Genomic DNA, 24,197 nt, shown 5'->3' on the forward strand with positions numbered 1-24,197 from the left:
AAAGTCTGGCGTTTTTTAAGTAATGATTTGGCTTAGCTAGGTAGGTCGCCTGGCTTACCAACCGGTGGCTTGTTAACACCATCGCTAGTAATTTCACCTTCGCGTACCGGTGTACCGCCGCTTGGCTTGTCACCGCCTGATGGCGATTTATCATCCCAACCTGACGGTGGACGCACTTCTACGCGATTCATCAGGTCGTCAATTTGCTTCGCGTCAATTGTTTCATACTTCATCAGCGCGTCTTTCATTGCGTGAAGAATATCCATATTATCGTTCAGGATTTTCTCTGCTCGCTGATAATTACGCGTAATGATATCTTTAACTTCTTCATCAATTGCTAGCGCTGTCTGGTTGGACATACGTAACGAACTTGACTGACCGCGACCTAGGAACACTTCGCCTTCTTCTTCAGCGTAAAGTAATGGCCCCATTTTACTGGACAAGCCCCACTGCGTAACCATTTTGCGTGCAATGTCAGACGCACGTTCAATATCGTTTGATGCACCTGTTGTCACGCCCGCTTCACCAAGGGTTATCTCTTCTGCAATTCGACCGCCATACAAGCTTGAAATCATGCTTTCAAGTTGCTGCTTGCTATGGCTGTACTTATCTTCCTCTGGAAGATACATAGTGACACCCAGTGCACGTCCGCGAGGAATAATAGAAACCTTATAAACAGGGTCATGCTCTGGAACCAATCGACCGACAATAGCGTGGCCCGCTTCATGGTAAGCAGTATTGGTTTTCTCTTCTTCAGACATCACCATCGATTTGCGCTCAGAGCCCATCATGATTTTGTCTTTCGCTTTCTCAAATTCATCCATCGATACAAGGCGTTTGTTGCCGCGTGCAGCGAACAAGGCAGCCTCGTTAACTAGGTTTGCTAAGTCAGCACCAGAGAACCCCGGCGTTCCACGCGCAATAACTGACGGTTCAACGTCGTCTGCAATCGGTACTTTTCTAACGTGAACTTTAAGAATTTGTTCACGCCCACGGATATCAGGTAAGCCAACCACAACTTGGCGGTCAAAACGGCCTGGTCTTAATAACGCTGGGTCTAGTACGTCTGGGCGGTTAGTCGCCGCGATTACAATAATTCCTTCGTGACCTTCAAAACCATCCATTTCTACCAGCATTTGGTTCAAGGTTTGTTCACGTTCATCATGACCGCCACCTAGACCCGCGCCACGTTGGCGGCCTACAGCGTCTATTTCATCAATAAAGATGATACATGGAGCGGCTTTTTTAGCTTGTTCGAACATGTCGCGTACACGAGACGCACCAACACCGACAAACATCTCAACAAAGTCAGAACCTGAAATGGTAAAGAAAGGCACTTTCGCTTCACCAGCAATCGCTTTCGCTAGCAAGGTTTTACCCGTTCCAGGAGGGCCTACCATTAATACGCCTTTTGGAATCTTGCCACCAAGTTTTTGAAACTTAGACGGGTCTCGTAGGAAATCAACAAGTTCAGACACGTCTTCTTTCGCTTCGTCGCACCCAGCGACATCGGCAAACGTGGTTTTTATCTGATCTTCACCAAGCAATCTCGCTTTACTCTTACCAAATGACATGGCGCCACGACCGCCGCCACCTTGCATCTGACGCATGAAGAAAATCCATACACCAATAAGCAGTAGCATTGGGAACCACGAAATAAAGATAGACGCTAAGAAGCTTTGTTCTTCCGGCGGCTCGCCGTAAACGCGTACGTCGTTTTTCACTAAATCTGAGACAAGCTTGTCATCAAAATAAGGAACAAACGTTTGGAATGTTTCACCAGAACGGCGGGTTCCGCGAATTTCGCCACTATTATTAATGCGAACTTCACGAATGTTACCTTGCTCTGCTTCCTTTAAGAATGTTGTGTAGTCTGTTTGTGCTCGAGCTGAGTCACTAGGTGAAAAACTCTGAAAAACGGACATCAACACAACGGCGATAACCAACCATAGGATTAAATTTTTTGCCATATCGCTCAATGCTACTAACCTCTAAAAATCAGACATTCCGGAATAGCTGCCTGTGACATCGCACAAAAACTATCCTGAAACTGTCGCAACGAAAATCGCTTACTGAAAGCCTACTACACTTTATACCCACACGCTACCAAATACACCTCTCGAGAACGTGCTCTTGACGAATCTGGTTTTCGCGTTTTTATTGTTGTAAATGAACCCTTTAACGCATTCATAAACTCTACAAACCCTTCACCTTGGAAAACTTTTATTACAAATGATCCACCGGGTTTTAGCACGTGGTGACACATATCTAACGCAAGCTCACACAAATATATGGATCTGGACTGATCTACCGCAGCATTACCCGCAAGGTTTGGCGCCATATCAGACAACACTATATCTACGTTCTTTCCGCCGATTCTGTTCAATAATGCTTGAAGTACTGCATCCTCTCTAAAATCACCTTGAAGAAAATCTACGCCGACAATAGAGTCCATGGGTAAAATGTCACAGGCTATGACTTGACCGTGATCACCGACTAGTTTAGCGGAGAGTTGAGACCATCCACCGGGTGCAGCGCCTAAATCGACCACTGACATACCTGGCTTGATAAGCCTGTCTTTTTTCTGGATTTCTTCGAGTTTATATATCGCACGAGAACGCCACCCTTCTTTCTGGGCTTTCTGTACATAGTGGTCATCGAAGTGTTCTTGTAACCAGCGTTTACTGCTGGCGGAGTGTTTCTTTTTTGTCATTCCAACACAATGTAATTAGGATTGTAGACGAGATGGCGGTAGAATACGTTATTTCAAGCATAAACTGATATATAAATCGTAAGAAAATTGACTAAATGAAACTTTCAAATAAACAAAAACAATTTTTAAAAGGCCTCGCACACCCAATGAAACCCGTTGTACAACTGGGTTCAAATGGCCTTACAGAGGGCGTTGTTGCTGAGATTGACAATGCACTTAACCATCATGAATTAATAAAAGTTAAGGTACCGACTGACGATAGAGAAGAGAAATCGTTAATCATGGATGCGATTGTTCGTGAGACACAATCTGAAAAACTTCAGGTTATTGGTCACACGCTAATAATCTACCGTCCGACCGAAGAACGTAAAATACAGTTGCCAAAGTAAACGTATTTTAATTTAGCTGATGCGGTATCACCGTAGTTTTTCTGTCACCTAACCGTTAACATTGTGTTAAAAAACCAATCAACAAACGGAAAGCTAATGACAGAAAAGACTTTGACTGCGGTGATCACGGGCGGCTGCTCTGGTCTTGGACACGCAACAGCCATGGTACTTCGAGAAGCAGGTGCGAATGTGTGCTTGCTTGACCTAAATGAAGAAATGGGTGCTCAACGCGTTAACGAGTTAGGCGCTGAAAATACATTCTTTGTTAAGGTCGATGTAAGAGATGAAAACGACGTCCAACACGCTATTGATGCGTGCGTCGCGCGATTCTCGTCTCTTGATTTACTTGTAAACTGTGCAGGTATTGCGCCTGCAAAGCGCTTGTTAGACAGAGAAGGTAACCCTGCCCCACTTGGCGACTTTCAAAAAACCATCGATATCAATCTCGTTGGTAGTTTCAATGTGGCGCGGATTGTTGCCGCTGCGATGGCAAAGCAAACGCCGGTCGATAGTGATGGGGGTCGTGGAGTTATTATTAATACGGCATCTGTTGCAGGCTATGAAGGGCAAATTGGCCAAACCGCCTATGCCGCAAGTAAAGGTGGCATTATTGGGTTAACCTTACCCATGGCACGGGACTTAGCCCCTTTAGGCATACGTGTAAATACCATTGCGCCAGGCGTTATGGGTACGCCAATGCTGCTAGCAATGCCTGAAAAGGTGCAAGATGCCCTGTCGGCTAACGTTCAATTCCCTAAACGATTAGGCTTACCAGAAGAGTTTGGAAAGCTTGTGCTGCATATCGCACACAATACCTACATCAATGGTGAAACGATTCGCTTAGACGGCGGCTTGCGCATGCCTCCAAAATAAACCGTGCGTTTATTAAACGTAAAAAGGGAGCATTTGCTCCCTTTTTTTACAATGTCCTTTGTTTCATAGCCGGCTTTTTACCTTCGATAATCGGCGTAATTTTTTATTCCCCATCCCCGCCATTCACAATTAACGCGATATTATACAAGCGGTTCACTGCATGGTAGTTGATGGAGTTTTTGGGGTAACGACCTTTGCTGCTAATTTTACCCGCTTCCTGCTGCATGAGAATAGAGAGTGCATCATCGACAGTTTCAACGGTATAAATATGAAATTGCTCTTTCTTTACAGCATCAATGACGGTGGTGTTCAGCACTAAATTTACCGCATTGGATTTTGGAATAATGACCCCTTGCGTGCCTGTCAAACCGCGGTGCTGACAAAGGTCAAAGAAACCTTCTATTTTTTCATTCACACCGCCTACGGCCTGCACCTCACCATTTTGATTAATTGAGCCAGTAATAGCGAGCGTTTGAAGGCACGGTATTTCCGTTAAGGCAGAAATAAGTGCAACTAATTCACCCAGTGATGCACTATCACCGTCGATATGTCCATAAGACTGCTCTAATGCAATATTGGCTGATAGCGTTAATGGAAAGTGTTGCGCGTATTTATTACCCAAATAGCCCGTTAATAACATCACGCCTTTGGAATGAATGGCTTGGCCTAGTTCAACCTCGCGTTCGATATCAACCACGCCGCTTCCGCCTACATATACGGTAGACGTAATTCGTGCAGGTGTACCAAATGCCGTATCACCCACATCCAACACAGTCAGCCCGTTTACCGTGCCAACTGCCGAGCCCTCTGTCGCTATAAGAACGTGCCCTTCCTTAATATCGTTAAGCAATGCTTGGCTTACTCTACCGGTTCTTCGTTTTTTGGCATTCAGCGCGGTTTTTAAATGGCCTATTTCTAAGGTATCAGCGCCGGCTTTGAGACAAAAGAAATGCGCCTCGTTAACCAATTCAATGACTTCTGCAAAATGTGCTGACAATTTATTTTGATGTTCTGCCATCCGCAAAGAATATTCTACGAGCCTGGCCATTGCGCTTAAACTAATCTCTTTTACATCAAGAGTACGTAAATGGCGTCGCACTTTTCCAACGAAATCGAACAAGGCCTGGCGCGACACCTCTATCTCAAGATCGAAATCAACCAGCACTCGAAATAGTTCATCAAACTCATCGTCGTAATCTTGTAACGTATAGTACAAGTCGCGAGACCCCATCAAAATAATCTTTACATCAAGGTCGATGGGCTGAGGATTAAGGGTAATTGCGTTCACCATCCCTACATCTTGCTGTGGCAAATCCATGCGCAAACGGCCAGACTTTACGGCAAGCTTTAACGTATCCCACACATAGGGCTGTTCAATAAGCTGGTCAACATCTAACAGTAAATAGCCACCATTGGCACGATGCAGTGCGCCGGGACGGATCATACGGTAGTTTGTGAAAACGCTGCCATGAATATTGGTGTACTCTATTTTACCGAACAGATTTTGGTAAGTAGGGTTAGGCTCGTAATACACAGGGGCTGAGGCGTCTACTTGATTCGCAACCAATACATTGGGCAAAAACTGCTCTTCAAGATAAATACGCCTGTCGAAGTCTTCCGTTTTATCGTCTCGCTGTTCCTCAGACTTAATCACTAAAATAGCGTCGACCAACGCTGACTTCAGTTTTTTCAAGTACTTGAGTGTACCAATGTCAGATGCATACTTGTGCTCAAGCATTTTAAGTAACGCTTTAATGCCATGCTCAGCAGTTTGTTTATCTAGTGCCTTAAGCTGTTCAGCATTGTCACGCTTCCAAATTGGTAAACTAAGTAAGCTTTCGCTAAGTCGGTTTTCTAGTTCATCAATGAGTTTGTAGAAGTACTGCCTTTTCTGATCATCTAATGACGCAAATTCGGTGTCAGTAAGCGGCTTACCATCAATAATGGGGGAAAAATTAATTGTGCCAGCGTCTTCATACAACGCAACCTCGTTGGCTTGAGCATAACGCTCGACCGTATCAATCGCTTCGTTATAGTTGTTCTCAAACTCGCGCACAATACTGCTTCTGCGCCGTTGGTAACTAGGGTTATCAAAGGCAACAGGAAACGTATTTAAAATATCGTCAAGTAATGTGGCAATATCTTTTTGAAATTGCTTACCGCCGCCGGCGGGAAACCGCAGTGCAATAGGCTCGCGCTCTTCATCAAAATTATTGATATAGCAGATGTCATCCGGAGCACTACGATGCGCAACTTCGCGTTCAATATAGTCTTTAACGAGGGTGAAACGCCCGGTGGCAGGTTCACCCATAACATAAAGGTTGTACCCTTTCGCATGAATACCCAACCCGAACGTAAGCGCTTCACGGGCGCGTTCTTGGCCAATGAACGTGGCGTTGAGCGCTTCGTCATCTTTTAACGCACTGTTTATCGCACGTCGATTTATCGTAGGTGATAATGCGTCTATATGTAACGCGAATGCTTTACTGTCTGCAGACATGGTGTTCTATCTTTGATTCTTTAGGTAAGTGAAACCCTAATTAACATTAGTGTCAAACGCTTATCAGCATTAACATGGCTTTGTACGGTTAATTGCACAACAAACAACCATTGCGACACAAAATAAGCACAGTTTGTTAGTGTCGCTTAATCATTGTTGATAGTAATCAACACTCGCCATTTTATTCTTTTGGCGTGACACTATACACTTGTTGATAAGCCGTTTAACGGGCCTGACTCACAGCTAAACAAAAGGTGCAGCCAACCATGTTCAAAATAACTTACCGCTATTTTACGTGTAAGGCAGTAATAATGGTTATCGCGATCTGCGCTTTACCCAGTAAGGCAGACATTAATTATGCAGATAACGCCGGCTTTTCTATTACGAATGTCAGCGAGAGCAATGCGCCTATTAACGACGTTTATACGCAATTTATCGAACAGGTCGACATGTGGTGGCCAAAAGATCATACGTGGTGGAAAGGCAAGCTACACATCGATGAAAAAGCGGGCGGATGCTTTTGTGAAACCACCGACACCGCGAGTGCCGCACACATGCAGGTAAGCGTTATTGAACCGAACAAGAAAGTTGTTATGACTGGCGGTCTCGGGCCGCTTCAAGAGATGGGGGTTACGGGTGCGCTAATTTGGGAGTTTAGCGTTATTGAAAACCCTCACACTAAAAAAAGTGATAGCGCCTCACAGGACGTTGGTAACGTTCACAAAAGAACGAAAGTCACGCTTACATACAATGCAATTGGTACAATTCATTTCAATGGCACAAAAGCAACGAATGATGAAGCGGTCAACCTAGTTACTATTGTCGATAGCGTACAGGCGCAGCAACTTAATGCGTTAACAAATTACAGCGACACGCTTTTTCGGCCTCAGTGAACACACGTTGTGCCTTATTTTACTGAAAAAGCATAAACAGAAAGGTGAAACGCCTGTTTTGTGGTCACTTTTCAACCAAGCAGCAATAAAAATTGCGTAGTTCGGTGCTAAGCTATTGAGGCATGGCTTAGCGCTGGGGTATTCTATTGGGCTATATGTATGTTGACTGGGAAAATCCCACGCGCGAAATAGAGCAAATATGCAAAAAATTCGCGTCATACCTACCCATAAACGTTTTAACTCTTAATGCGGAAGCCTAAGTTTCATGGCCGATAATCAGTACAATCCTAAAGACATCGAACAACGCGTTCAGCAATACTGGGAAGACAATCAGTCTTTCAAAGCCAATGACGACGTAGATAAAGAAAAATTCTACTGCCTGTCTATGTTTCCTTACCCAAGTGGTAGGTTACACATGGGACACGTTCGTAATTACACCATTGGTGATGTTATTAGTCGTTATCAGCGTATGCAGGGTAAAAATGTACTGCAACCAATGGGATGGGATGCCTTCGGGCTGCCTGCGGAAAATGCAGCGATTAATAACAATACTGCCCCTGCCAATTGGACGTATTCTAATATCGACTACATGAAAACGCAGCTTCGATCATTGGGCTTCGGATATGACTGGGATAGAGAAGTCACCACGTGTAAGCCAGATTATTATCGTTGGGAACAGTGGTTTTTCACGCGTCTTTATGAAAAAGGCTTAGTGTATAAGAAAAACTCAACGGTAAACTGGGATCCTGTCGACCAAACGGTGCTAGCAAACGAACAAGTTATTGACGGTCGTGGATGGCGCTCCGGAGCATTGGTCGAACAGAAAGAAATTCCACAGTGGTTTATAAAAATTACTGACTACGCCGACGAGTTGCTCAATGACTTAGAGCAATTAGAAGAATGGCCTGACCAAGTTCGTGCCATGCAAGCAAACTGGATTGGTCGCTCAGAAGGTGTAGACATTACATTCGCCCTTTCTGCGCCAGCAGGTGAAACCGAATCACTAACGGTATATACCACGCGTCCTGATACGTTTTACGGCGTTACCTATGTCGCCGTTGCGGCACAGCACCCGCTTGCTGAACATGCTGCACAAAATAACCCTGAACTTGCTGCATTTATAGAAGACTGTAAAAACACAAAAGTAGCAGAAGCCGAATTAGCAACAATGGAAAAGAAAGGCTGCGCAACAGGCATTATGGCTGTGCATCCGCTTACGGGTGAAACGCTGCCGGTTTGGGTGGCTAATTTTGTTTTGATGGATTACGGCTCTGGCGCGGTAATGGCAGTTCCTGGCCACGACCAACGCGACTGGGAATTCGCAACAAAGTACAACTTAACCATTAAACAAGTCATTGAAGCCGCTGAAGGGAAAGAAGACGAGTGCGATTTATCTGCCTCCGCTTATACCGAGAAAGGGCGCTTAATTAACTCAGACAAGTTTGATGGCCTCGATTTTGATGCGGCCTTTAACGGCATTGCAGATGAACTCGAAGGTAAAGGATGTGGCAAAAGAAAGGTTAATTATCGCCTTCGCGACTGGGGTGTGAGCCGCCAGCGTTATTGGGGTACGCCTATTCCAATGTTGAATTTAGACAATGGAGAGTCGGTACCTGTTCCGTCTGATCAACTTCCTGTGATACTTCCTGAAGACGTTGAAATGGATGGCGTAACGTCACCAATTAAAGCCGATCCTGAGTGGGCGAAAACCACCTACAATGGCCAGCCTGCGCAACGTGAAACCGATACCTTTGATACCTTTATGGAATCATCGTGGTATTACGCACGGTATGCGTCTGCAACGAATCAAGACGCGATGCTAGACCCTACCTCATCGAGCTACTGGCTGCCTGTTGATCAATACATTGGTGGTATTGAACACGCGATATTGCATCTTCTGTACTCGCGATTTTTCCATAAATTGTTGAGAGATGAAGGCCTTGTCGATTCCGACGAGCCGTTTAAGCGTCTTTTGTGTCAAGGAATGGTATTAGCCGATTCCTACTATCGTGAAGATGCAGCGGGTAAGAAAACATGGTTCTCCCCTAGTGATGTTTCGACTGAAAAAGATGAAAAAGGCCGTATTGTAAAAGCATGGCTTACCGCTGACGGCGAGAGCGTCATTCATGGCGGCATGACAAAAATGTCGAAGTCGAAAAATAACGGAATAGACCCACAACACGTTATCGACCTATATGGTGCAGATACCGTAAGACTATTTACCATGTTCGCCGCGCCTCCAGAACAAACCCTAGAGTGGGTAGACTCTGGCGTAGAGGGTGCTAACCGTTTCTTAAGACGTATTTGGAAATTGGTGACTGAGCATGTAGAGCGTGGAACGCCTGCCGCACTCAATACTGCATCGTTAACCAAGCCTCAGCAAGCGCTGCGCCGTGAAGTTCATAAAACGATTCAAAAAGTGTCAGACGACCTTGGACGCCGTCAAACGTTCAATACGGCTATCGCGGCCATTATGGAGCTTTTGAATCACCTTCAAAAAGCGCCTCAAGATGATGCACAAGACATCGCCATCATGCGCGAAGCGGTTGAATCTGTATTGCTGCTTCTTAACCCTATTACGCCTCACATTTCTCATACATTGTGGAACGTACTGGGTCATGAAGGCGATATCGACACCGCAGCATGGCCTGTCGCTGACGAAAAAGCCCTGGTTGAAGACGAGAAGCTTATTATCGTTCAAGTTAATGGCAAGTTACGCGCTAAAATGACGATTGCAGCTGATGCCAGCAAAGATGAGGTTGAAGCAGCAGCGAAAGCGCAAGCTAATGTCCAACAGTTCATTGAAGGAAAAACCATCAGAAAGGTTATTGTTGTTCCTGGAAAGCTAGTAAACATTGTGGCTAACTAGTATGAACGCTTTTTTCCGATACACATTCATGCTTATCGCGGCGGGTTTTATAACCGGGTGCGGCTTTCATTTACGAGGGGCGCCTACGTTACCCGATAACGTTAATACGGTTGTGATTGATAGTGCGCGAGCACACGCGCCGCTGGCAATAGCGCTCAACGAGCGTTTGAATGTGTACGGTTTGAGTACAACGGGCACGTCTGCTTCAGACCGCAACCAGAGCGTAAACATCTACCTTCTTCCTGAAAACCTTGAGAGAAGATTGTTGTCAGTTTACGCGTCTGGTCAGGTTGCTGAATACGAACTAATTTATAATGTCCGCTATCGTGTCCTGTTTCCTGACAGCGACCCTATTGTTGCGCAATTTGAGGTAGTGAGAGATTATCAAGATGATCCAGATCAGGTCTTGGCAAAATCGAGAGAGCTAGAACTGGTGCTTGATGAAATGAGAACGGAAGCAGCAGATATTCTCATTCGCCGTTTATCCAGCCAAGCAGCCAGCTTGGCATTGAAAAAATAAACAATGCAAATTTACCCCAATCAATTTTCCAAAGACATTAGGTCGCAACTGCGGCCTTGTTATCTTGTTTTTGGTGATGAGCCTCAGCAAAAGTTTGAAGTCATTGAACAAATTCGAGCGCGAGCAAAACAATCAGGGTTCGATGAACGTATTGTGTTAGTCGCAGATTCAGGCTTTTCTTGGAACGAACTGATTGACGCGACCCAAAGCTTATCGTTGTTCTCTAGCCAACAATTTATCGAGCTTGAACTACCCACTGGTAAGCCAGGTGCCGAAGGCAGCAAAGTGTTACAGCAAGTTGCAGCTAGCCTGAACCCCGATATGTTGTTATTGGTACACGGCCCAAAAATTGGAAAAGACGTGCAACGTGGAAAGTGGTTTAAGGTGCTTGACGAGTTAGGGGTAAGCACCCTTTGCTATCCACTTGAGGGGAAACAACTCACAGCATGGATCCAAAATCACATTGCATCGCATCAGTTATCGGTAACACCGCCTGGCGTGAAGATGATTGCGGACTTCTGTGAGGGAAACCTACTAGCAGCGAAGCAAGAGATTGATAAACTTGCACTACTCTACCCTGGTGCAAGCATTAGCGAACAGCAAATTGAGCATGCAATGGTTGATCAATCTCGCTATAGCGTGTTTCAGCTTGTTGATGTCATGCTAAGTGGCGACGCCCAGCGGTGCGTTAAAATGTTGTACCGACTAGAAAGCGAAGGGCTTGAACCCAACATTGTCATCTGGGCGCTGATTCGAGAATGGGAACAGTTGTGGAAACTAAAAACGTCTATGGCCAATGGCGGCCCTGTTCAGTGGCAGAAATTTGGCATCTGGAAAAATAGGCAAGGTTTCTACCAACAGGCGCTTCAGCGCTTGGACATTGTGCAGCTTGAAGCTATCCAGAGTGCATTAAGCCAAGCCGACCTGGCATTTAAACAAAGTGTTATAAAGCGGCCTTTCGTAAAACTTTGTCATCTTTGTATGATGTTTATGGGGTTCAATTTAACTGCTATCCCATTGTTAGAACAGTAGTCTGCAATGCGCGCGTTACTCGGCGGTACGTTCAACCCTCCTCACCTCGGCCACTTACAGCCCGCCTTACATGCGACAAACGTGCTAAACATTGATAAGTTAGGGTTAATGCCTTGTAAGATTGCGCCGCACAAGGCTGTTGACATGGATGAGACGCATAGAGTGAACATGGTCAAGCTGGCATGCGAATTTGACGAGCGCCTCTATCCAGAGTTAATTGAGCTTACGCTTCCTTCGCCGTCTTATACAATAAATACACTAAAAGTACTGCGCAACAACATTGATGAGAGAATCTGTTTTCTCATTGGTGCCGATTCACTGTATAATCTAAACAAATGGTTTGAGTGGAATGCCCTACTAGATTATTGCCATCTTGTCGTAATGCGCCGAGACGGTGAAACCTTTACGCCTCCAAAAGGGATAGCGCAATGGGTAAAAGAAAATCAGGCACAAGAGGTTAGTGAACTACAGACGTCGTCTACTGGTCGCGTTTTTCTTATTAACACGCCATTACACCCAATATCATCGACGCAACTAAGAGCGTTAATTACTGGCAGTAATGCAATAGATACTGCTGCGAAGTGGTTACCAGAATCAGTTGCAACGTACATTAATACGCATCATTTATATAAAAGTTAATTAAGAGAGGAAACGTTGGAGAGTCAACAACTTAAACAGTTCGTTTTAGACAAAATTGATGACATGAAAGGCAGAGATATCGTTGAACTAAACGTTCAAGGCAAATCTACCATTACCGATTTAATGATCATTTGCTCGGGAAATTCAAAACGTCATGTGTCTTCAATAGCTGAAAACGTCATGGTTGAAGCAAAAAATGCTGGCAACCCGCCTATCAGCACCGAAGGTAAAGATACCGGTGAGTGGGTACTGGTTGATTTTGGTGATATTGTTTTGCATGTAATGCAAGACGAAACCAGAGATTTTTATCAGTTAGAAAAACTGTGGTCTTAATTCGTTAAGATAACCAGTGAGCAGCTTTGCTATGGAGGGGCGCGCAGTATGCGTATTCAAATCGTCGCAGTAGGAACGAAAATGCCGGGGTGGGTTAACACCGGCGTTGAAGAGTTTATTCGACGTTTCCCCTCGGATTTACCGGTGGCAATCACTGAAATCCCTGCTGGTAAACGCGGTAAAAACGCCGACATAAAACGGATCCTCGATAAAGAAGGAGACCAGATGTTGGCTGCTATTCCTAAGGGTAATAAAATCGTTACCCTTGAGGTAACTGGAAAGCCTTGGGATACCCCAACGTTAGCAACGCAGCTTAATCGGTGGAAAATGGATGGCAGAGATGTCAGTTTACTGATTGGCGGCCCTGAGGGCTTAGCACCTTCATGCATAGCGGCCTCAGAGCAAAAGTGGTCACTGTCAGCGCTTACCCTCCCCCATCCGCTTGTGCGTATTATTCTAACCGAAAGCCTTTATAGGGCATGGTCCGTGACGCAAAACCACCCTTATCATCGAGAGTAAGTAACCTTATTATGCATCGGAAGCGTCAGGCCATTAGAGACCACTCTGCGGAAGCAAACCTGTTTGCTCGACGAGCGAGTATTGCGTTTATTATTGTGGTGCTAATGCTCGGTGTGGTGTTGCGCAACCTCTACTCATTGCAGATAACACAGTTTAACGATTACCAAACCCGCTCTAACGGGAATAGAATTAAAGTCCTCCCTGTCGCCCCTAACCGCGGGCTTATTTACGACAGAAATGGCGTTTTACTGGCAGAGAACCGACCGGTATTCAATTTAGAAATAACGCCCGAAAAAACAGACAACATTGAAGAAACATTAGATGCGCTCAGCGCGCTGATGACTATTACTCAAGATGAGCGTGAGACTTTTTTAGCAAACCTAAAAGGTCAACGTCGCTTTAAACCCATCGTACTTCGTGCACAGTTGAGTGAAGAAGATGTGGCATTATTTTCTGCAAGTAAACATCGATTCCCCGGTGTTCAGATAGACGCGCGGTTAGCCCGTCACTATCCCTATAAAGACACGCTTACTCACGTGCTAGGTTACGTTGCTCGCATTAACAAGCGAGACTTACAGAAGCTTGTTGAAGCAGGGCAAGAGGATAATTACGCGGCGACTCACGATATCGGAAAGCTAGGAATAGAAAAATACCACGAAGAGCTTTTACACGGTTCTGTGGGTTATCAACAAGTTGAAGTGAATAACCAAGGCCGCATTATTCGGGTGTTAAATGTTGACCCGCCGGTGCCGGGTCAAGACATTGTTTTAAATCTAGATTTATCGCTGCAACAAGAAGCGCAGCGCTTGCTCGATGGGCAACGTGGCGCCATTGTCGTTACGCATGCCAAGACCGGTGGTGTGCTCGCACTCTATTCAAATCCGGGTTACGACCCCAATTTATTTGTGCATGGCATAAGTACCAAAAACTATGCGGCTCTGCTTGAATCTCCCGACAGACCGCTTATAAACCGTGCGACACAGGGGCAATACCCTCCAGCATCAACAGTAAAGCCCCATCTTGCATTGGTCGGTTTAGAAGAGGGCACTATTACTGAAGACTTCACGATTAAAGACAACGGGCGTTACAAACTTCCCAATGTATCGCATGTCTGGCGCGACTGGAAAAAGTGGGGACACGGCGATGTAGATGTCGCCAAGGCAATTGAAGTGTCTTGTGATATCTACTATTACGATTTGGCGTATAACTTAGGTATCGATAAAATCAGCGACGCCATGTATGAATTCGGTTTCGGTGACTATACCGGCATCGATTTGTATGAAGAGTCTGACGCGAATATGCCTAGCCGAGGTTGGAAAAGAGCGCGGTTTAACCAACCTTGGTACGTAGGCGACACCATCCCTGTAGGCATAGGCCAAAGTTTTTGGACTACTACGCCTATTCAGTTAACGCATTCTATCAATACCCTAATAAATCGAGGCGAACGTTATATTCCGCAAATTATTAGGGGGTATATGCAACCAAACAAAACCATAGACCTTATCCCACTTAAATCGCTTCGTCCCGTTGAGATAAAAAATCAGGCCAATCTTGATATTGTTCTTAATGCAATGCATGACGTAGTGCATGGCGAAGAAGGAACGGCCCGTCACGCTTTTAAAAATACCCCATACCAATCCGCAGGTAAAACAGGAACGGCGCAATTATTTTCGGTTGGACAGAACGAGAAGTACGTCGCCGAAGATGTTGATGAGCGTCTTCGAGACAATGCGATGTATGTCGGCTATGCCCCGTTTGAGGAGGCCGAGATATCGGTAACTGTGGTATTGGAAAATGCGGGTGGAGGTAGTTCAAATGCCGCACCGATTGCCAGAAAAATAATGGATTTTTATTTTCGAGACCGAGTATTCGCCCCCCCTACTCCAATAAGTGAAAGTGAACAATGAAACGTACGGCACTACACCCCAATAAAGTCGGTTTTTTTCAAAAACTGCACATCGACGTGTGGTTGCTGTTAGGCCTGTTGGCGCTGATGGGTGTTGGCTTAGTGACACTGTATTCAGCGTCAGGGCAAGATGCTGCACAAATGCAGCGTCAGTTTACCCGTTTAGCGCTCAGCGTGCTGGTGATGGTTGTTTTAGCGCAACTTCCACCTGGCTTTTATCGCAGATTATCACCGTATGCCTATGTCATTGGGCTGCTTATGTTGGTTGCCGTTCTACTCTTTGGCGACATGGGTAAAGGTGCTCAGCGCTGGTTAGACTTAAAGTTTGTTCGTTTTCAACCATCAGAATTAATGAAATTAGCCGTTCCCATGATGGTCGCATGGTATTTAAGTAAATTTACCATGCCCCCCAGAACTTCACTGGTGGCGTTCGGTTTTGCAATGGTGGTTGTCCCTACTATTTTAATCGCAAAACAACCTGACTTAGGCACATCATTACTTATTGCAAGTTCTGGCATTTTTGCCATATTTCTAGCAGGCATGAGTTGGCGCCTTATCGGCTTGGTCGCTGGTTTAGGAGGGGCTTTTGCTCCTGTCATGTGGTTTTTCCTCATGAAAGACTATCAAAAACAGCGGGTACTTACCTTTTTGAACCCGGAAAGCGATCCATTGGGCTCTGGTTACCACATTATACAGTCAAAGATTGCTATTGGCTCGGGAGGTGCAGAAGGTAAGGGCTGGCTTCAAGGGACACAATCTCAGTTAGAATTTTTACCTGAGCGCCATACCGACTTTATCTTTTCAGTATTCAGCGAAGAGTTTGGCTTAATCGGAGTGATTGGGCTGCTTTGTATTTATCTTTTTATTATTTTACGTGGTTTAATTATTTCTAGTCGCGCACAGAATGCCTATGCAAAGTTACTAGGCGGAAGCATTACCCTCACATTTTTCGTATACGTGTTTGTTAATATGGGTATGGTATCCGGCCTCTTGCCTGTGGTAGGCGTACCATTACCTTTAGTGAGTTATGGCGGCACATCAATGGTGACATTAATGGCGGGATTTGGCATCCTGATGTCTATTGCAACACAAAAACGGTTGGTCTCAAGATAACGATGCGCGTTTTACTCCTCACATTATTCAGTGTTGTTGCCCTTAGTGCCTGCTCGACAAGTGAGCCTAGTCGTTATTCACAGAAAACGGATTCAGCACCACGCTATGTTGCCAAGACACCCACCACCGCCGATGCTGTACCTAAGTACGAAGCCTACCGCATGTTTAATTCCCGTCCTTACACTGTTCTAGGTAAGCACTATACGCCTATGCTATCGGGTAAAGGGTTTGAGCAAATTGGGCACGCGAGTTGGTATGGACAGAAATTTCACGGCCACCTTACGTCAAATGGTGAAACGTACAATATGTTCGCCATGTCGGCAGCGCATAAAACGCTACCACTTCCTTCCTATGTGCGGGTAACCAATCTTGACAACAATAAGCAAGCGGTTGTAAGAGTAAATGACAGAGGCCCCTTTCACCAAGATCGCATCATTGATTTGTCTTACGCGGCGGCCGTAAAACTCGGTTATCACAATAATGGCACCGCTAAGGTTAAGATTGAAGTTATTCATTTTGATGAAGATAACAATGTAACGGTGGGTAAGCGTTCAACAGTAACCTACGATGAATATTTAGGCATTGATGTGGTTGAGCCCACCGCCCTCGCCTTGGAAAAGCCAGCGCATGCTGTACCAGAAAGCGTGTCTATCGCCGACAAAGCCTTGTACATTCAGGTTGCGGCGTTGTCTGACGGCCAACGGGCAAAATCACTGTCCAATGTGCTGTCTGCGCTTTACCAAGTCCCTGCTCACATTCCAAAAAACAATGATATTTACAAGCTTCAACTAGGTCCCATTGACGATGTGGCAATGGCATCTGAACTGCTTATACAATTGAGAGAAAATGGTTACCCTCATGCGTATACTGTTGAGGTTGCGCTTTAATATACCGCTTAGTCTATACCGTCAGCCATTCGCATAATTTGTGTTCGAATTGTGTCATTCAGCGGGCAATCCTGTGGTTTCTTCGCCTTTATACTACTTATGACTAAACTTTTTTGCTAAAACCTAGTCCTAGTATAGGCCTTACGTTACACTGTATGGCTTTAGGGTATCTCGAGGACACCTTGAGGGGCTTCAATGCGTCATTATCGTGCTATTCCTTTATTGGGCAGTTAAACGTTAGACGCCACAATTTGCTTAAAATAATCAAAAAAACGGTCAAAGAAACTAAACCATGCATAGACATATTCAACGCGCAAAACCGTCTTTCTTCATTGCTTTATTAACGCTTTTAAGCGTATTTGCATTCACGACACATGCGGCAGTCGTTACTCCTCCAGCGCCATCAGTGGCAGCAGAAGGGTTTCTTCTGACCGACTATGAAACCGGACATATCATTGCTTCGAAGAATGAAGATATGCAGCTAGCGCCTGCTAGCTTGACAAAGATAATGACGATTTATGTTATCGGAAAAGAGCTGCAAGCTGGCAATATCAGCCTTACCGATGAGGTAACGATTTCAGAAAATGCATGGGCGAAGAAATTTCCAGATTCTTCAAAGATGTTTATTGAAGTGGGTACAAAGGTATCCGTTAGCGACTTGTTGCGCGGTATCGTGGTTCAGTCTGGCAACGATGCCTGTGTGGCAATGGCCGAACACATCGCAGGCTCACAATCTGCCTTTGCGAGTATGATGAATGCCCATTCACAAGCCCTTGGCTTGACCGGCTCTCATTGGGTAAATGCCCACGGACTTCACGATCCAGACCATTACACAACGCCACGTGATATGGCGACCTTGTCTCGTGCACTGATTGCAGAGACTCCTGCAATGTACAAGATTTACAGCGAGAAAGAATTTACATTCAACGGCATTAAGCAATACAACCGAAATAGCCTTCTATGGGATAAGAGCCTTAACGTAGACGGCATCAAAACGGGCCATACGTCTGACGCAGGTTACAGCTTGATTACGTCAGCAGAGCAAGGTGGTATGCGCCTCATCTCGGTTGTAATGGGCACAGATAGCGAACGTGCACGTAAAGTCGAAAACAAAAAACTTCTTCGTTATGGCTTCCGCTTTTTCGAAACAGTAACCCCTTACAGCGCGGGAGATAGCTTTGTTGCTCACCGCATCTATATGGGTGATAGAGAAACCGTAGACCTTGGAATTAATCAATCTACCCCCATTACCATCCCACGCGGACAAGCTGCGAACCTGGAAGCCAACTTTGAACTTGATAAAAAGCTAGAGGCGCCTCTTGCTAAAGGACAAGTTGTCGGCACACTTTACCTTCAGTTAGAAGGCGAAGATGTGGCTAGTTACCCACTGGTAACCCTTCATGAAGTCAACGAAGGAAGCTTCTTTAATCGTATTAAAGACTACATTATGTTGCAGATAGGTTTAGACGAAGACTAATTATTTGCATACTAAAGCTAGTTCAAATACGGCCAGGTTTGTTACAATCTGGCCGTTTTTGTTTTTAACGACTGTACCGAGGATATCGCATGGATACCCGTTTTGACGAATTATTAGATTTTCCAACACACCAAACCTTTAAAGTGATGGGTGTCGCGCATGAAGACCTACCTAACCTGGTAGTCGCATGCCTTCAGGAGCACGCTCCTGGAGACTACTCGCCATCAATTAAGCCAAGCCCTAAAGGCAATTATCATTCTGTTTCAGTCAGTGTGCGTGTTACAAGCAAAGAGCACATGGAAACGATCTACACTGAATTGGCAAAAATTGAACTTGTTCGAGTAGTACTTTAAGTGACTGACCAACAATCTCCGCTGATAGTAAGGCAATTGGGCTTGCAAGATTACGAGCCAATTTGGCAAGCGATGCAGCGCTTTACTGACACGCGCGATGACGCAACGGCTGACGAATTATGGCTGGTCGAGCATAATCCTGTTTTTACGCAAGGCCAAGCGGGCAAAGAAGAACATATTTTAATGCCCGGCGATATTCCTGTTGTTAAAGTAGACCGAGGTGGTCAAGTCACCTATCACGGCCCGGGCCAACAGGTCATCTATCTTATGCTTAACATCCGTAAGCGCAAACTTGGGGTGCGGCATTTAGTGAATGCTATGGAAGAATCGGTTGTCGCTTTGTTAGCGCAGTACGGAATCACTGCCTATCCGAAACCCGATGCACCAGGTGTTTATGTAGACGAAAAGAAAGTATGCTCATTAGGTTTAAGAATTCGTAATGGGTGTTCATTTCATGGGCTCGCGTTAAATGTTAACATGGACCTTGCTCCTTTTCAGAGAATCAACCCGTGTGGTTATGCGGGTATGGAAATGACAGACACCAATAAACTGAACGGACCACAATCTCTTGACGAAGCCGGGAGCAAATTAACGGCCCTGCTTCTTGACGCTCTTTCCATCACGGAAACACGAAATAAAGAAGGTTTTGATGAGTAACGCACGACCTAAAGCCGGAGTTAAACTTCGCGACGACGAGAAAGTTAAGCACATTCCAGTAACCATTATTCCTACTGAAAAGGAAGAAATGTTACGTAAACCTGAATGGATTAAAATTAAACTTCCACGTACGACTGATAAAATTGATCACATCAAAAAAACACTCAGAAAGAATAACCTTCATTCTGTATGTGAAGAAGCAAGCTGCCCAAATTTAGCAGAATGCTTTAATCATGGAACGGCAACGTTCATGATTTTAGGTGATATTTGCACACGTCGATGCCCATTCTGTGATGTTGCACATGGCAAGCCATTACCTCCAAGTGCTGAAGAGCCTGAGAAATTGGCAAAAACAATTGCCGAAATGAATTTACGCTATGTTGTTATTACATCGGTAGACCGCGATGATTTGCGCGATGGCGGCGCTCAACACTTTGTTGACTGTATCAATGCTATCCGAGAGCACAGCCCTTCTACCACTATTGAGGTGTTAGTACCTGACTTTAGAGGCCGAATGGACCGTGCGCTAGAGATTTTTAAAAATGGCGTACCTGATGTGTTTAACCACAATCTTGAAACCATACCGCGTTTGTATCGCGAATGTCGCCCTGGCGCCAACTACCAATGGTCTCTTGATTTATTGAAGAAGTTTAAAGCGCAGCACCCAGATATTATGACTAAGTCAGGATTGATGATGGGAATGGGTGAAGAGAACGAAGAGATTCAAGGGGTGTTAGACGACTTACGTGCTCACAACGTTGATATGTTAACGCTTGGTCAGTACCTTCAGCCGAGCAAGCACCACTACCCTGTTAAACGCTATGTGCATCCTAAAGAGTTTGATGCGCTGGGTGATTATGCCAAAGAGATTGGTTTTACACACGCAGCATGCGGGCCCATGGTGCGTTCAAGCTATCATGCCGATCAACAAGCCGCAGGTAAAGAAGTTAAGTAAAGTAACAAGCATGCGGTGCGTTAACACAAACGCACCGCATTGCTTTCCCCCAGCCTCTGGCTACCCCGTGTTCACGCGCCTTTATCTTCATTGCTGTATTTACTGGCGTTTATACTCATCTCTTGCATTAAATATAAAAGCACCGAATTACTAATGACATAACACACTGTGCTGTTAAAATGCCGTCCTCTTTAGATGGATAACAGCTGAGTTGGGATAGCAAAGAATGAGAAAGCATATATACATTGCCTACACTGGCGGTACTATCGGCATGAAACCCTCTCAGCAAGGTTATGTGCCAGCAGCAGGTTTTTTGGGCGACACACTTCGTGCTATGCCAGAGTTTCATCGGCCTGAAATGCCACTTTTCACATTGCACGAATACGATAACCTTATCGACTCCTCTGATATGGACCCGTCAGATTGGCAACGCATTGCAGACGACGTAAAACAAAACTACGATGATTATGACGGCTTCATCATTCTTCATGGTACGGATACCATGGCATATACATCGTCTGCACTTAGCTTTATGTTGGAAAACCTTTCCAAACCCGTCATTGTTACCGGCTCTCAAATCCCATTGGCGGAACTGCGCTCAGACGGGCAAGTAAACTTATTAAATGCGCTTTATGTAGCCGCTAATTACCCCATTGCGGAAGTTAGCTTATTCTTTAACAACCGCCTATTACGTGGAAACCGCAGTCGAAAGGTGGACGCAGATGGCTTTAGCGCGTTTGACTCGCCGAACTTTCCGCCATTGCTAGAAGCCGGCATTAACATCCGGGTAAAAGCGGGTACGCTGAGTACGCCTACTGATGCCCCGCTTTGCGTATCAAGCGTTAGTGCACAGCCTATCGGCATGGTGAGCCTCTATCCTGGTATATCGCCAGAAGTTATCAAAAATACTCTTCAACAACCCGTTAATGCGCTTATCCTACTCAGTTACGGTGTCGGTAATGCGCCACAAAACCCCGCGTTAATTAAACAGCTTACCTATGCTAAGGAAAGGGAAATTCCGGTAGTCAACTGCACACAATGCATGCGCGGCCGCGTCAATATGGGGGGGTATGCCACAGGACACGGCTTGAGAGAGGTTGGCGTGTTATCAGGCAGCGATATGACACCAGAAGCAGCGTTAGCCAAACTGCATTATTTACTCAGTAAAAATTTACCTTACGACGAACTTACACGACGCCTAACGACCAGTCTTCGTGGCGAAATGAGCGAATAGGATTATCATGACAACAACATATTCTGGTGCGCTTAGAAAAATGCACACCCGCGCAAATGACGACAATCAGGTTGAATATCAACTTCCCGTTGGCGAGGCATTAGTAGATGTAAATGCTGCTATTGGTCAACACGTATCTGTTTCGTTTGAGGGTGACATTCATTGCGTGCACTGCAGTAGAAAAACCAAAAAAAGCTTTAATCAAGGTTATTGCTATCCCTGCTTAATCTCGCTTGCACAGTGTGACAGTTGCATTATTAAACCTGAAAACTGTCATTACCATGAAGGAACATGCCGTGAGCCGTCATGGGGGGAAGCGTTCTGTTTTAGCGATCACTTTGTATATATTGCCAATACAGGCTCATTAAAGGTAGGCATTACGCGCCACGTTACCGATCAGGTATCTTCTCGTTGGATGGACCAAGGTGCAACACAGGCAACGGTAATGCTTCGCGTGCCTGATAGATTAACCAGCGGATTGGTTGAAACGCTCTGTAAAAAACACATTGGCGATAAAACCAACTGGCGCACCATGCTCAAAAGTAAACCTGATGATGCTGATTTAATTGAGGTGAGAGACGCACTACTTGCTAGTATTAACGACGAATTAGAGGCACTCAAAGCAGAAAAAGGCTTACAGTCGGTAAGTGTTGTCGATGGACCAGTGCATTCTATACACTACCCAGTAGTAACGTACCCCGAAAAAATAAAGTCGATTAACCTTGATAAAACCCCCGATTTTGAAGGCGTATTAACCGGCGTGAAAGGACAATATTGGATGCTCGATGGCGATAGAGTCATCAACATGCGCAAATACGCCGGTTACCAGGTAACTGTGGCTATCGGTTAACGCCAAAATTCAAAAAAGTCACTCGAATTGCGCTCAGGTTTGGGCGCAGGTTCGAAAGCGGGCGTCCCCATATATAAGAACCCTACCAACTCATCTTCAGACGCCAGTCCTAGCCCGTTTTTCACGGTGTCGCATTGCGCATAGCTACCCGTTCGCCACATACCATTAAAACCTTGTGCTACCGCAGCCATTTGCATTGCCATGACACTACATGAAGCTGAAGCGATTTGCTCGACACGAGGGACTTTATCGTGCTCTTTGTATTTAGCAACGGCTACGATAATCATTGGCGCTCGATGCGGCAGTTGAACGGCGCGCTCAATTTCTTTCTGAGATTTGTCATTCTCAATTGCTGATTTTTCGAAGAGTTGCCCCAATTTGTCTAAGCCTTTACCTTCACAGACGATAAAACGCCACGGCGTAAGACACGCATGATCAGGAGCGCGAAGCGCCGCTTGCATAATGTTTTCCAACGCGTCTCCTGAGGGAGCGGGGTTAGACAAACGAGGTTGTGAACTACGATTTAATAGCAATGACAATGCATCCATATAGCCTCCAGCAATACTGTTTCCAATAACAAATTCGTACGTATTATCGCAGTAAAAGACCAGACTACAATGCGGACTATCTATTTTTCGTCAAATAGTGATCGGCACTAACATACCGTCCCCCACCGTAGAAAAAGAGGACAAGCAGCATGACAAAATAAGTGGCACCAAACTCAATACCATTATTAAGCACCACAAAATTACCACTTGAGGTAAGCCAGTCGTAATTTCCGTGGGTTTCAAGCAATGACTTAGCAGCTGCCAGTTTTTCCGGCGATTCCATAATTCGCTCATTAAGTAATAGCGTGCCGTCAGCAAACCATGACGACGCATCAGATATGGCTAACCATCCGTTCTTAGCATGTACCGTTATCATGGCCACTATCATCGTCACCATTAGCGGGATGCTCACAAGCCGTGTAAGCAATCCAAAAAGAATAAGAATGCCACCTATTAACTCTGCCGCAGTTGCCAATAATGCTAGAACGTAAGGAAGTGGTAGACCTAATCCATAATCATCGTTTCCAAACCACTCAACGATATTTGAAAAGTTACTTGCCTTATTCCACCCTGCCTGAATCATAACCGGTGCCAAATATAGCCTTATTAACAGTAGCGCTATCCCGTCAGCATGACGTATGCTTTTAATCATGTTGTCGTATGTCTTTATTATCATTGGTAGTACCCTCATATCGTGTCTTTTAAATAGGAACGTAAAGGTGTGAAAAATATTTCATCGAAAGCGCAATCTAACCGCGCTAAAACTAAAAAAACCTCTGCATTTACCCGTATAATGAACCGAGGGCATGAAAAAGTTGGGTTCAAGAAGCGTACTTCAGATCTAATAATGCAGTTAAGCGCTGAAGATCATAAGCGTATCGCCTCAGTTATTGCGTCTTGGTTAGATAAAAAAGACAATAGCAGATAAGACATCAAG

At 45.2% G+C, this 24,197-nt stretch carries 24 protein-coding genes; 19 read left to right on the forward strand and 5 right to left on the reverse strand.

The features are described from left to right. Nucleotides 1-32 precede the first annotated feature (32 nt). Nucleotides 33-1,979, reverse strand: a complete 1,947-nt coding sequence (ftsH, locus tag ACOJRU_RS09815; protein ID WP_421131570.1) for an ATP-dependent zinc metalloprotease FtsH — start codon at nt 1,977-1,979, stop codon at nt 33-35. A gap of 104 nt (nt 1,980-2,083) precedes the next feature. Beyond that, entirely contained in the window at nt 2,084-2,713 is a 630-nt protein-coding gene (gene rlmE, locus ACOJRU_RS09820; RefSeq protein ID WP_421131571.1) for a 23S rRNA (uridine(2552)-2'-O)-methyltransferase RlmE, read from the reverse strand. A gap of 95 nt (nt 2,714-2,808) precedes the next feature. Between rlmE and yhbY the strand changes: the two genes are divergently transcribed. Together yhbY and ACOJRU_RS09830 are read left to right on the forward strand one after the other, a co-directional pair. Then, nucleotides 2,809-3,102: a ribosome assembly RNA-binding protein YhbY gene (gene yhbY / locus ACOJRU_RS09825; protein ID WP_421131572.1), complete on the forward strand. Its 294-nt coding sequence runs from the start codon at nt 2,809-2,811 to the stop codon at nt 3,100-3,102. A 96-nt stretch (nt 3,103-3,198) separates the two neighbouring features. Then, on the forward strand, nt 3,199-3,975 hold the full coding sequence (locus ACOJRU_RS09830; RefSeq protein ID WP_421131573.1) for a 3-hydroxyacyl-CoA dehydrogenase: 777 nt from the start codon (nt 3,199-3,201) through the stop codon (nt 3,973-3,975). A gap of 103 nt (nt 3,976-4,078) precedes the next feature. Here the strand turns inward: ACOJRU_RS09830 and ACOJRU_RS09835 are convergent, their stop codons facing one another. Further along, nucleotides 4,079-6,475, reverse strand: a complete 2,397-nt coding sequence (locus ACOJRU_RS09835) for a Lon protease family protein (protein ID WP_421131574.1) — start codon at nt 6,473-6,475, stop codon at nt 4,079-4,081. 311 nt (nt 6,476-6,786) lie between these two features. On the opposite strand from ACOJRU_RS09835, the gene ACOJRU_RS09840 reads away from it, so the two are divergent. The 16 genes from ACOJRU_RS09840 to ACOJRU_RS09915 all read left to right on the forward strand — a co-directional run bounded on the left by ACOJRU_RS09840 (nt 6,787) and on the right by ACOJRU_RS09915 (nt 22,712). Continuing rightward, nucleotides 6,787-7,368, forward strand: a complete 582-nt coding sequence (locus ACOJRU_RS09840; RefSeq protein WP_421131575.1) for a hypothetical protein — start codon at nt 6,787-6,789, stop codon at nt 7,366-7,368. 265 nt (nt 7,369-7,633) lie between these two features. Next, on the forward strand, nt 7,634-10,237 hold the full coding sequence (gene leuS, locus ACOJRU_RS09845) for a leucine--tRNA ligase (RefSeq protein WP_421131576.1): 2,604 nt from the start codon (nt 7,634-7,636) through the stop codon (nt 10,235-10,237). A 1-nt stretch (nt 10,238) separates the two neighbouring features. Continuing rightward, entirely contained in the window at nt 10,239-10,757 is a 519-nt protein-coding gene (gene lptE / locus ACOJRU_RS09850; RefSeq protein WP_421131577.1) for an LPS assembly lipoprotein LptE, read from the forward strand. 3 nt (nt 10,758-10,760) lie between these two features. Then, nucleotides 10,761-11,789: a DNA polymerase III subunit delta gene (holA, locus tag ACOJRU_RS09855; RefSeq protein WP_421131578.1), complete on the forward strand. Its 1,029-nt coding sequence runs from the start codon at nt 10,761-10,763 to the stop codon at nt 11,787-11,789. 6 nt (nt 11,790-11,795) lie between these two features. Then, on the forward strand, nt 11,796-12,428 hold the full coding sequence (nadD, locus tag ACOJRU_RS09860; RefSeq protein ID WP_421131579.1) for a nicotinate (nicotinamide) nucleotide adenylyltransferase: 633 nt from the start codon (nt 11,796-11,798) through the stop codon (nt 12,426-12,428). 15 nt (nt 12,429-12,443) lie between these two features. Beyond that, the gene (gene rsfS, locus ACOJRU_RS09865; protein ID WP_421131580.1) at nt 12,444-12,761 is read left to right on the forward strand and encodes a ribosome silencing factor; all 318 of its coding nucleotides are present in this window, start codon (nt 12,444-12,446) and stop codon (nt 12,759-12,761) included. 48 nt (nt 12,762-12,809) lie between these two features. After that, a complete protein-coding gene (rlmH, locus tag ACOJRU_RS09870; protein ID WP_421131581.1) occupies nt 12,810-13,280 on the forward strand; it encodes a 23S rRNA (pseudouridine(1915)-N(3))-methyltransferase RlmH in 471 nt (156 codons plus the stop codon). 11 nt (nt 13,281-13,291) lie between these two features. After that, a complete protein-coding gene (gene mrdA, locus ACOJRU_RS09875) occupies nt 13,292-15,187 on the forward strand; it encodes a penicillin-binding protein 2 (RefSeq protein WP_421131582.1) in 1,896 nt (631 codons plus the stop codon). After that, entirely contained in the window at nt 15,184-16,299 is a 1,116-nt protein-coding gene (gene rodA / locus ACOJRU_RS09880; protein ID WP_421131583.1) for a rod shape-determining protein RodA, read from the forward strand. The genes mrdA and rodA overlap by 4 nt, the downstream gene beginning before the upstream one ends. Before the next feature lie 2 nt (nt 16,300-16,301). Beyond that, entirely contained in the window at nt 16,302-17,186 is an 885-nt protein-coding gene (locus ACOJRU_RS09885) for a septal ring lytic transglycosylase RlpA family protein (RefSeq protein WP_421131584.1), read from the forward strand. Nucleotides 17,187-17,478: 292 nt separating this feature from the next. After that, nucleotides 17,479-18,663, forward strand: a complete 1,185-nt coding sequence (locus ACOJRU_RS09890) for a serine hydrolase (protein WP_421131585.1) — start codon at nt 17,479-17,481, stop codon at nt 18,661-18,663. An 89-nt stretch (nt 18,664-18,752) separates the two neighbouring features. After that, nucleotides 18,753-19,016, forward strand: coding sequence for a DUF493 family protein YbeD (gene ybeD, locus ACOJRU_RS09895; RefSeq protein ID WP_421131586.1), 264 nt, complete (start codon nt 18,753-18,755; stop codon nt 19,014-19,016). Between the two features lie 72 nt (nt 19,017-19,088). Further along, nucleotides 19,089-19,673 carry a lipoyl(octanoyl) transferase LipB gene (lipB, locus tag ACOJRU_RS09900; protein ID WP_421134748.1) on the forward strand — a complete coding sequence of 195 codons (585 nt, stop codon included), beginning with the start codon at nt 19,089-19,091 and terminating at the stop codon, nt 19,671-19,673. Next, on the forward strand, nt 19,666-20,628 hold the full coding sequence (gene lipA, locus ACOJRU_RS09905) for a lipoyl synthase (protein WP_421131587.1): 963 nt from the start codon (nt 19,666-19,668) through the stop codon (nt 20,626-20,628). The genes lipB and lipA overlap by 8 nt, the downstream gene beginning before the upstream one ends. Before the next feature lie 226 nt (nt 20,629-20,854). Continuing rightward, nucleotides 20,855-21,862: an asparaginase gene (gene ansA / locus ACOJRU_RS09910; protein WP_421131588.1), complete on the forward strand. Its 1,008-nt coding sequence runs from the start codon at nt 20,855-20,857 to the stop codon at nt 21,860-21,862. Nucleotides 21,863-21,869: 7 nt separating this feature from the next. Next, nucleotides 21,870-22,712, forward strand: coding sequence for a DUF2797 domain-containing protein (locus tag ACOJRU_RS09915; protein ID WP_421131589.1), 843 nt, complete (start codon nt 21,870-21,872; stop codon nt 22,710-22,712). Here ACOJRU_RS09915 and ACOJRU_RS09920 read toward each other — a convergent pair. Continuing rightward, nucleotides 22,709-23,260 (reverse strand): NAD(P)H nitroreductase, encoded by a 552-nt coding sequence (locus ACOJRU_RS09920; protein WP_421131590.1) that lies wholly within the window; start codon nt 23,258-23,260, stop codon nt 22,709-22,711. The two genes, ACOJRU_RS09915 and ACOJRU_RS09920, sit on opposite strands and share 4 nt — an antisense overlap. Nucleotides 23,261-23,336: 76 nt before the next feature. Further along, a complete protein-coding gene (locus tag ACOJRU_RS09925) occupies nt 23,337-23,936 on the reverse strand; it encodes a DoxX family protein (RefSeq protein WP_421131591.1) in 600 nt (199 codons plus the stop codon). Between the two features lie 45 nt (nt 23,937-23,981). On the opposite strand from ACOJRU_RS09925, the gene ACOJRU_RS09930 reads away from it, so the two are divergent. Further along, nucleotides 23,982-24,188: a hypothetical protein gene (locus tag ACOJRU_RS09930; RefSeq protein ID WP_421131592.1), complete on the forward strand. Its 207-nt coding sequence runs from the start codon at nt 23,982-23,984 to the stop codon at nt 24,186-24,188. The last annotated feature ends 9 nt before the right edge of the window (nt 24,189-24,197 follow it).

The organism is Alteromonas algae, from assembly GCF_049117195.1.
Lineage (GTDB): Bacteria > Pseudomonadota > Gammaproteobacteria > Enterobacterales > Alteromonadaceae > Alteromonas.